Source organism: Micromonospora sp. S4605 (genome assembly GCF_003176715.1).
Classification (GTDB): Bacteria; Actinomycetota; Actinomycetes; order Mycobacteriales; family Micromonosporaceae; genus Micromonospora; species Micromonospora echinaurantiaca.
The window spans coordinates 1-9,574 of the sequence record NZ_QGSW01000347.1 but is presented as its reverse complement, the minus strand read 5'-3'; the positions used below and the strand labels follow the sequence as shown (position 1 = coordinate 9,574).

Sequence of the window (9,574 nt, the reverse complement as noted above, 5' to 3'; positions counted from 1 at the left end):
GTGCCGGGGTGGCGTCGGGCGTGGGGGTGGCCGTACCGGCGACGGTCGGTGGGGGCGCCGGCCGCACCTTCGCGGTGCTGCTCTCGCCGGCGAGGACGATCACCAGGACCAGGGCGTACGCCAGCAGGGCGCGGTGACGCATCGTTCGCTCCCGGAGGGGGTCGGGGTCCGCGGACCCCACGACGGTAGTGGACGCCCGCCGTGACCCGGGAGCCCGGTCAGCTCGCCGCCGGCCGGTCCAGTGCGTCCCGCACGGCCACTGCCAGCGACAACGCCTCGGAGAGATCGACCGGTCGGACCACCCCCGCGGGCAGCGTGTCGGCCTGCCAACCCGGCCCCGCCGCGAGCACCAGCAGCGGCCGGCGGTGTGCCGCCAGCAGGGCGGCGAGCTGGCCCGGATCGGCGGTCGTCCGGGTGTGCGACCAGACCACCACCGCGGCCGGCCCGGTCCGGTTGACCGCCTCCAGCAGGGCCGGCACCGGCACCCGGGCGCCCAACATCCGGTAGCCGGCCCCGACCTCGGCGAGCGCGGCGGCCAACGCCTCCAGCGGCAGGCTGTGCTGCTCCTCGTCGGCGCAGGCGAGCAGGATGTGCGGCGGACCGGCCGGCGCCGCGGCCCGGGCGGCCGCGGCGAGGGACTCGGAGACGCATCGGGACACCAGGTGCTCCACCTCGACCAGGCCGCCGGTGGCGTCGTGCCGCTCGCCGATGCCGACCAGCACCGGTCGCAGCAACCCGTCCCAGGTGGCGACCACCCCGTCGGTCGCGATCGCGCGGGCGATCCGCTCGCTGATCGCCACCGAGTCCAGCCGCATCGCGGCCCGGGCCAGGCCCCGGGCGGCCGGACCGGCCCGGCCCACCGGGATGGTCGGTCCGCCGTCGCGGCCGACGGCGGTACGCGCCCGTACGTCGGCGCCGGGGCGTGCCACGTCCGGACCCCGGCGGGCCCAGCGGGCCGCCTCGGCCGGGGCCACCCCCTCGGCGGTGAGCCGGCGCATCACCTCCAGCCGGGCGAGGTCGGCCGGCGTGTAGCGCCGGTGGTGCCCGGGAACGTGTTCGCTCGGCCCCAGCCCGTAGCGCTGGTGCCAGGTGCGCAGCGTGGTCACCGCGACCCCGAGCCGCCGGGCGACCGCCCCCGCGCTCAGCGCCTCATCGGCCACCCGGCCGCTCCGGCGCGTCGTCGGCCGGCAACCCGGCCGGCAACCCGGCCGGCAACCCGGCCGGCAACCCGGCCGGCAGTCCGGCCGGGTTCACGGCCGGGCCGGCCAGTTGGCCGTCCGGGTTCAGCAGGCGGTTCACCACCCCGCCCAGCCATGGCGCGTACGCCCCGGGGTCGGCGTCGAGGTCGGCCGCCAGCTCGGCCGGGTCGACCCAGCGCAGCTCGGCCACCTCGTCGGGATGCGGACGCAGCCGGCTGCCCGGCCGGAAGTCGCCGCGCAGGACGTGGTCGTACTCGAACTCGACCCGCCCGGTGACCGGATCCTCGGCGTAGTAGACGTACACCCCCAGCTCGGTGAGCTCGACCGGGTCGGCGCCCAGCTCCTCGCGGAGCCGGCGGTCCGCGGCGTCGACCGGCGACTGGCCGGGCGTGGGGTGGCCGCAGCAGGAGTTGGCCCAGCGCAGCGGGAAGCGGGTCTTGGCCGCGGCCCGCCGTTGCAGCAGCACCCGGCCGTCCGGGTCGACCAGCACCACCGAGAAGGCGCGGTGCAGCTGGCCCGGCGGCTGGTGCGCGGCCGACACCGTCGTCTCGCCGACCGCCCGACCGGCGTCGTCGACCAGTTCGACCAGGTGGCTCTCCCGGGAGGTCACCGGTTCCTGCCCTTCCAGTCCGAGGGGACGGCTCACCGGCCACCGCCGGTGATCCGGCCGGCGGCGAGCTTGCCGGAGATCAGCACCATCGGCACGCCGACGCCGGGCTGGGTGCCGGAGCCCACGAAGACCACGTTCGGCAGCGTGCGGTGCAGGTTGACCGGGCGGAACGGGCCGGTCTGGAACAGGCTGTGCGCGGCGGCGAACGGGGTGCCGGCGGCCAGGCCCTGCTCGGCCCAGTCGGCCGGGGTGATCGTCCGGAGCACCTCGACGCCCGCTCCGAAGCCGACGTAGCCGCGTTCCTCCAGCGTGCCGACGAGCTGGTCGGCGTAGCGGCGGTCGAGGTCGCCCCGCCACTCGAACGGCGCCCGGTCGAGGTTGGGCACCGGGGCGAGCACGTAGTAGGTGTGCCGCCCGGCCGGCGCCACCGACGGATCGGTCCGGCTCGGGTTGGTGACCAGCAGCGAGGGGTCGCTCATCAGCCTTCCGCGCCGGATGACCTCGTCGAAGGTGCTCCGCCAGGCGCGTCCGAAGTGGATGTTGTGGTGGGCGATCTTCGAGTAGCCCTGGGTCGAGCCGACGTGCAGCACCACGCAGGAGGGCGAGTAGCGCAGCCGCCGCTGCCGGGCCGGCGGCAGCAGGTCCCGGTAGGCCACCGGCAGGTCGGGGTTGAGCACCACCACGTCCGCCGGGATCCGCTCGCCGTCGGCGGTCAGCACCCCGGTGGCCCGCCCGCCCGCGGTCTCCACCCGGCTGACCGTGGTGCCGTAGCGGATCTGCACGCCGTGCTTCTCGGCCGCGCCGGCCATCGCCCGGGAGACGGCGTGGATGCCGCCGCGCGGAAAGTAGACCCCGGCGACCGAGTCGAGGTACGCGATGACCGCGTAGATGGCCAGCGCGTCGTGCGGGGCGAGCCCGGCGTACATGGCCTGGAAGGAGAAGATCCGCCGGGTGCGCGGGTCCTGGAAGAAGTGGTCGATCTTGGTCTGGAGCCGGCGGAACGCGCCGCCGGCGAGCAGCTTCAGCAGGTTGCCGGTGAGCAGGTCGGTCGGCGCGTCCAGGTTGCGCTCGATGAAGTCGGCCCGCTCCAGCTGCCACAGCCGCCGGGCGTAGTCGACGAAGCGCAGGTAGCCGTCGGCCTCACGGGGCCCGCAGACCCGGGAGATCTCGGCCGCCATCCGGGTGGTGTCGGTGATGACGTCGAGCGTCGAGCCGTCCGGGTAGTAGGCCCGGTAGGCCGGGTCGAGCGGGGTGAGGTCGAGCCAGTCGGTCAGCTCCTCGCCGACCGCGCCGAGCGCCTCGGCGATCAGGTCCGGCATGGTGAGCACGGTCGGCCCGGTGTCGAACTCGTAGCCGTCGACGCCGAGCCGGCCGGCCCGCCCGCCCGGCACCGGTTCGCGTTCCAGCACGGTCACCTGCCGGCCGCTGCCGGCCAGGTGCAGCGCGCAGGCCAGCCCGCCGAGGCCGGCCCCGACCACCACCACCCGGTCGGTGGGTCCGCTCACGGTCCGCACGCGATCACCTCCTTCACGAAGTTGCCCATCATGCCCGCCGGTCGGTGGCGGTGCCGGCGAGGCCGGTGAGCGCGATGCGCGCGGTCTCGTCGATCGACGCGTCGTCGAGCGCGGCGAGCGCCTCCGCCACCCGGTCGGCGATCATCCGCTCGACCCGGTCGACGGCCCCGGTGTCGGCGACCAGCTCGGCCAGCCCGGCGATGTCCCGGTCGCCGCCGCCCGCGCCCGCCCGCTCCAGCGCCCGGCGCTGGGTCGGGGTGGCGAGCTGCCGGGCCAGCATGAGCAGCACCGTCGGCTTGCCGGTACGCAGGTCGTCGCCGGCCGGCTTGCCGGTGGTGGCCGGATCGCCGTACACACCGAGCAGGTCGTCGCGGAGCTGGAACGCCTCGCCGACCGCCCGGCCGTAGTGGGTGTAGGCGGCGACCAGCGCGTCGTCGGATCCGGCGCCGGCCAGGTGGGCGCCGAAGAGCAGCGGTCGCTGCACCGTGTAGCTGGCGGTCTTGTAGCGGGCGACCCGCAGCGCCCGGTCGACCGACCAGCGGGCGGCGTCACTCTCGCCGAGCACGTCGAGGTACTGCCCGGCCACGGTCTCCACCCGCATCTGGTCGTAGCAGCGGCGGACGTCCAGCAGCCGGGCCGGGGGCACGGCCGCGTGGGCGAGCAGCCGGTCGGCCCAGACCATGCAGAGGTCGCCGACCAGCACCGCGACGGCCTCGCCGAACCGGCGCGGGTCGCCCCGACGGCCGGCGGCGACGTGCTGGGCGGCCAGCGCCACGTGTGCGGTCGGCCGGCCGCGCCGGGTGGTCGAGGCGTCCATCACGTCGTCGTGCACGAGCGCGAAGGTGTGCAGCAGCTCCAGGGCGGCGAGCGCCGGCAGCACCGGCGGCAGCGGCTCGCCGCCGCCCACCGCCCCGCGCCAGCCCCAGTAGGCGAACGTCGGGCGGACCCGCTTGCCGCCGGCGAGCACGTGGTCGCGTGCGGTCGCGGCGAACCCGCCCATCGCCGCGTCGATCTCGGCCAGCGCGTCGACCTCGGTGGTGAGGAAGTCGGCCAGGGTGTCGTCCACCGCCGTGACCAACTCGCGGGTGTACGCGGCGAGCACCGCGCGGACCGGATCGTCCCGGCCGGACGGGTTTGCCGGCGCGTCGCGAAGCGTATTACCCGCGGATGCGTCGTTGGCCATGCGGCTGAGCGTACCCTAGGGTTGTGAGTTGCGTCGATTGGTGCGTCGATTCGTGAGGGAGGGCCGGTGGACACTGATCTCACCGCTGCCTACGACCGCTGCCGTGAGCTGCACCGACGCCACGGTCACACCTACTATCTCGCCACCCGGCTGCTGCCCGGGTGGAAACGGCGGCACGTGCACGCCCTCTACGGCTTCACCCGGTACGCGGACGAGATCGTCGACCGCACCGACGACCTTGCCCCGGCCGAGCGCGCCGCCCGCCTCGACGACTGGGGCGGCCGGTTCATGGCGGGCCTGCACGGCCAGCCGATCGACGACCCGCTGCTGCCCGCCGTGCTGCACACCATCGCCGTCTTCGACCTCGACCGCGACGACTTCGCCGCGTTCCTCAAGAGCATGGCGATGGACCTGACCGTCGACTCGTACCGGACCTACGACCAGCTGCTCGACTACATGGAGGGCTCGGCGGCGGTCATCGGCACGATGATGCTGCCGATCCTGGGCAGCAGCGACCCGGTCGCGGCCCGGGAACCAGCCCGGCAGCTCGGCTTCGCCTTCCAGCTCACCAACTTCATCCGGGACGTGGCCGAGGACCTGGACCGCGGGCGGACGTACCTGCCGGAGGAGGACCTGGCCCGGTTCGGCGTCACCCGGCAGGACCTGGTCGAGGCCCGCGCGCGGCGGCGGGCCACCCGGGCCATCCGGGCGCTGATCGCGTACGAGGTGACCCGGGCCCAGGCGCACTACGCCGCGGCGGCGCCCGGGATCACCCTGCTCACACCCGCCTCGCAGGCCTGCCTGCGGACCGCGTACGCGCTCTACGGCGGGATCCTCGACGAGGTGGCCGCGCAGGACTACGACGTCTTCGCCCGCCGGGCCGTGGTCGGCCAGCGGCGCCGGCTGGCCGTGGCGGCCCAGGCCCTGCTCACCCCGACCGGCACGCCGGTGGTCGCCGTCCCCGGGCCGCCGGTGCCCTGCCCGAGCGCGCCGTGACCCCCCGTACCGCGGCTCAGAGGCAGCTGTGCAGCGCGTCGACCAGGGCCTCCACCCGGTCGAAGTCGGCCAGCCGGGCGGTCGCGTAGCCGAAGGTGTAGCCGCGGACCGGGTCGGCCCAGGCGCAGCTGCCGCCGATCCCGCCCATGCCCCAGCTACCGTCCTCCTCCCACTGCATGCCCAGCGTCCACCGGGTCCGCCGATCGAGCAGCAGATCCGGGCCGTCGTACTGGACCCGGGTCGCCTCGGCCACCAGCTCCGGGCTGAACAGCCGTACGCCGTCGAGCGTGCCGCCGGCGAGCAGCCCCGCGTACAGGCGGGCGAGGGCGCCGGCCGTCGAGTGCAGGTTGACGGCGGGCACCTCGGCGCCGCGCCAGAGCGGGCTGTTCACCACCGACAGGTCCCGGCCACCGGGCGGGTTGTCCAGCGCGCGCGCCCGCAGCGAACCCGGCGCACCGGCCACCCGGACCGGCCAGTCCGGGTCGCCGTACGACAGGTCGGCGCAGCGGCGCTGGTCCGCCGGGTCCAGCCCGAAGCCGAGGTCCAGCCGCCACGGGCCGGCGATCTCCTCAGCGAGGAACCGTCCGACCGACCGGCCGTCCACCCGCCGGACCAACTCGCCCACCAGGTGCCCGTACGTCCAGGCGTGCTCGCCCGCGACGCTGCCCGGCTCCCACTCCGGCTCGGCGGCGGCCAGGTCGCCGGCGAGCAGGTCCCAGTCGGCGATCGCCTCGGCCGGCCGGGGCACCGGGAAGACCGGCAGCCCGGCGGTGTGGTCGAGCACCTGCCGGACGGTGGCCGGGGTGCGGAAACCGGGCCAGTGCGCGGCGACCGGATCGTCCAGCCCGAGCCGGCCCCGGTCCACCAGCAGCAGCAGGCAGAGCGCGGCCACCGGCTTGCCGACCGAGTAGACGTTGACCAGCGTGTCGGCCTGCCACGACCGGCCCGGCGACCGCTCGCCGCCGACGATGTCCACCACCGGCGCGCCGTCGTACCAGATGGCCAGGCCGGCCCCGGTCTCCCGGCCGCTGGCGAGCAGGTCGCGGAAGCAGTCGTGGACGGCGGCGAAGCGGGTGTCGGGCATCCGGTCACGGTAGGCGATCCGCCGCGCCGTCCGCGCCGCCATTCGACGGCCCGGCGCGACCCCCGCTCCACGGCCCGGGGCGCGCGCCGCCGCGCCGTCCGCCGCCGCCTGTCCCGGCGCCGGGGAGCGCGCGGTACGTGACCGTTCCCCCGACTGGCTGGCCCGTCGGCGGCGGCTGGGGGATGCTGTCCGGGTGGCGGAGCCGGAGCAGGTGGACGTGGTCGTGGTCGGGCTCGGCGTCGGCGGCGAGGAGGTGGCCGGGCGACTCGCCGAGGCCGGGCTGAGCGTCGTCGGCATCGAGCGGGACCTGGTCGGCGGGGAGTGCCCGTACTGGGGGTGCGTCCCGAGCAAGATGATGATCAGGGCGGCGAACGCGCTCGCCGAGGCGCGCCGGGTCGACGGCCTCGCCGGCACCGCCGAGGTGCGCCCGGACTGGGCGCCGGTGGCCAGGCGGATCCGCGAGGAGGCCACCGACAACTGGGACGACCGGGTCGCGGTGGACCGCTTCGTCGGGCGGGGTGGCCGGTTCGTCCGGGGCAGCGGGCGGCTGACCGGGCCGGGCCGGGTCCAGGTCGGCGACCAGGTGTTCCAGGCCCGGTACGGCGTGGTGCTGGGCACCGGCACCCGGCCGACGGTGCCGCCGATCGACGGGCTGGCCGGCACCCCGTACTGGACCAACCACCAGGCGGTCGAGGTCACGGAGCTGCCCGAGTCGCTGCTGGTGCTGGGCGGCGGGGCGATCGGGCTGGAGCTGTCGCAGGTCTTCGCCCGGTTCGGGGTCCGGGTCACCGTGGTGGAGGCGCTGGACCGGGTGCTCGCGGTCGAGGAGCCGGAGGCGTCCGAGGTGGTCGCCGCGGCGCTCCGCGCCGACGGGGTGGAGGTCCACACCGGAGTGCGGGCGGAGCGGGTCGGCCACGACGGGCAGCGGTTCACCCTGTCCGCCACCGGCGGCGCCGAGTTCACCGCCGAGCGGCTGCTGGTGGTGACCGGCCGCCGGGCGCACCTGGAGGAGCTGGGGCTGGACTCCGTCGGGGTGGACGCCGGCCAGCGCTACCTGCCGGTCGACGACCGGATGCGGGTCGCCGACGACCTCTGGGCGGTCGGCGACGTGACCGGGGAGGGCGCGTTCACCCACATCGCGATGTACCAGGCGGCGATCGTGATCGCCGACATCCTGGACCGCGCCCGGCACGCGCGGGCCGGCGCGGATCCGAGCGGCACCGCGAGCGTGGTGGGCGGCGCGATGGGCGCGGCCAGCAGCCTCAGTGCCAGCGGGTCGAGCGGCTCGGCCGGTACGGTGCCGCGCGCCGACTACCGGGCGCTGCCCCGGGTCACCTTCACCGACCCGGAGGTGGGCGCGGTCGGGCTGACCGAAGAGCAGGCCCGGGCCCGCGGGATCAACGTGCAGGTGGGCTTCACCAAGCTGGGCAGCTCCACCCGGGGCTGGATCCACGGGGTCGGCGACGAGGGCTTCATCAAACTGGTCGCCGACGGCCGACCAGGGGGTGCTGATCGGGGCGACCTCGGTCGGGCCGGCCGGCGGCGAGGTGCTCTCCGGGCTGGTGGTCGCGGTGCACGCGGCGGTGCCGCTCAGCCTGCTCCGGCACATGATCTACGCGTACCCGACCTTCCACCGGGCCATCGAGGACGCGCTGCACAACCTGTCCTGAGCTGCCGGTCGAGGAAGCGGCGGCTGACGGGCAGCGGCAGCGTCCGGCAGAAGTGGGCAGCCGTCCGGCAGATGGCTGCTCATTTCTTTCACTCCGATGACGTACGATTGCGGCCGTGACGAAGCGGTTGACCGAAGTTGCCAAGAAGGCGGGCGTCAGCGAGGCCACCGTCAGCCGGGTGCTCAACGGCCGGGACGGGGTCTCCGCGGCGACCCGGACGGCGGTGCTGACCGCGCTGGACGTGCTCGGCTACGAGCGCCCGACCAAGCTGCGCGGCGAACGCGCCCGGCTGGTCGGGCTGGTCCTGCCCGAGTTGCAGAACCCGATCTTCCCGGCGCTCGCCGAGGTGGTCACCGGGTCCCTCGCCCAGCGGGGGTTCACCCCGGCGCTCTGCGCCCGCACCATCGGTGGCGTCTCCGAGATGGACTACGTGGAGATGCTCCTCGACCACCAGGTCTCCGGGGTGATCTTCGCCGGCGGCTCGTACGCGCTCGCCGACGCCCGGCACGACCACTACCGCCGGCTGACCGACCGGGGCCTGCCGGTGGTGCTGGTCAACGCGGGGGTCGACGAGCTGGGCTTCCCCCGGGTCTCCACCGACGACGCGGTGGCGGTGGAGCAGGCGTACGGGCACCTGCGCTCGCTCGGGCACGAGCGGATCGGGATGGTGCTCGGCCCGGAGGGGCACGTGCCGTCCCGGCGCAAGTTGAACGCGATGATCCAGGCCGCCGGCTGGGCCGACGACGAGTTCGTCGAGCGCTCCAGCTTCTCCATGGAGGGTGCCCGGGTCGCCGCCACCAAGTTGGTCGAGCGGGGGGTGACCGGCATCATCTGCGCCAGCGACGTGCTGGCGCTCGGCGCGATCCGGGCCGCCCGGCGGCTCGGTCGGGCGGTGCCGGCCGACGTGTCGGTGGTGGGCTTCGACGACTCCGCGTTCATGACCTGCACCGACCCGCCGCTGACCACCGTGCGGCAGCCGATCGAGACGATGGGCCAGGCCGCGGTGGACCTGCTGGTCACCCAGATCGAGGGGGCCGGCGTGCTGCACGACGAGCTGCTGTTCGAGCCCGAACTGGTGGTACGCGGCTCCACCGCGCCCGCCCCGGCCCGCTGACCCGAGCCTGCCGCTCGCCCGCTGACCCGGGCCTGCTTCCGGCCGAGGGCGGCGGCACTGTCCATCGTGCCGCCCGCCGTTGACTGACCATCCCGGCCCCGCGACCCGCCTGCCTGGTCGCCGAGACGACGCTCCGGCCGTCGACCGCTGCCCGCGGTCGGCGGCCGTCTTCGTCCTGGCCGGCGGATCGGGCCGACCCTGCCC

The 9,574-nt window shown here is 75.5% G+C and carries 7 protein-coding genes and 1 pseudogene; 3 read left to right on the top strand and 5 right to left on the bottom strand.

The features are described 5' to 3' along the window. Positions 1-218 precede the first annotated feature (218 nt). Genes DLJ47_RS29835 through DLJ47_RS29820 form a run of 4 tightly spaced genes read right to left on the bottom strand, consistent with a single transcriptional unit; the run spans position 219 to position 4,506 of the window. On the bottom strand, positions 219-1,160 hold the full coding sequence (locus tag DLJ47_RS29835; protein ID WP_109904971.1) for a MerR family transcriptional regulator: 942 nt from the start codon (positions 1,158-1,160) through the stop codon (positions 219-221). Continuing rightward, positions 1,150-1,809: an isopentenyl-diphosphate Delta-isomerase gene (gene idi / locus DLJ47_RS29830; protein WP_109904969.1), complete on the bottom strand. Its 660-nt coding sequence runs from the start codon at positions 1,807-1,809 to the stop codon at positions 1,150-1,152. The genes DLJ47_RS29835 and idi overlap by 11 nt, the downstream gene beginning before the upstream one ends. Before the next feature lie 32 nt (positions 1,810-1,841). After that, a complete protein-coding gene (crtI, locus tag DLJ47_RS29825) occupies positions 1,842-3,323 on the bottom strand; it encodes a phytoene desaturase family protein (protein WP_109904967.1) in 1,482 nt (493 codons plus the stop codon). 28 nt (positions 3,324-3,351) lie between these two features. Further along, complete coding sequence (locus DLJ47_RS29820; RefSeq protein WP_109904965.1) at positions 3,352-4,506, bottom strand: polyprenyl synthetase family protein; 1,155 nt, start codon at positions 4,504-4,506, stop codon at positions 3,352-3,354. 66 nt (positions 4,507-4,572) lie between these two features. On the opposite strand from DLJ47_RS29820, the gene DLJ47_RS29815 reads away from it, so the two are divergent. Beyond that, positions 4,573-5,502, top strand: coding sequence for a phytoene/squalene synthase family protein (locus tag DLJ47_RS29815; protein ID WP_109904963.1), 930 nt, complete (start codon positions 4,573-4,575; stop codon positions 5,500-5,502). A 16-nt stretch (positions 5,503-5,518) separates the two neighbouring features. On the opposite strand, the gene DLJ47_RS29810 is transcribed toward DLJ47_RS29815, so the two are convergent. Continuing rightward, complete coding sequence (locus DLJ47_RS29810) at positions 5,519-6,586, bottom strand: serine hydrolase domain-containing protein (RefSeq protein WP_109904973.1); 1,068 nt, start codon at positions 6,584-6,586, stop codon at positions 5,519-5,521. A 193-nt stretch (positions 6,587-6,779) separates the two neighbouring features. On the opposite strand from DLJ47_RS29810, the pseudogene DLJ47_RS29805 reads away from it, so the two are divergent. Together DLJ47_RS29805 and DLJ47_RS29800 are read left to right on the top strand one after the other, a co-directional pair. Further along, positions 6,780-8,256, top strand: a pseudogene (locus DLJ47_RS29805) (dihydrolipoyl dehydrogenase family protein). 115 nt (positions 8,257-8,371) lie between these two features. Continuing rightward, positions 8,372-9,370 (top strand): LacI family DNA-binding transcriptional regulator, encoded by a 999-nt coding sequence (locus DLJ47_RS29800; protein WP_109904961.1) that lies wholly within the window; start codon positions 8,372-8,374, stop codon positions 9,368-9,370. Positions 9,371-9,574 lie beyond the last annotated feature (204 nt).

Bases quoted from the DNA above. Each gene is read 5' to 3' on its own strand.
- DLJ47_RS29810 (WP_109904973.1), bottom strand. From the start codon at position 6,586: ATGCCCGACACCCGCTTCGCCGCCGTCCACGACTGCTTCCGCGACCTG.
- DLJ47_RS29820 (WP_109904965.1), bottom strand. From the start codon at position 4,506: ATGGCCAACGACGCATCCGCGGGTAATACGCTTCGCGACGCGCCGGCA.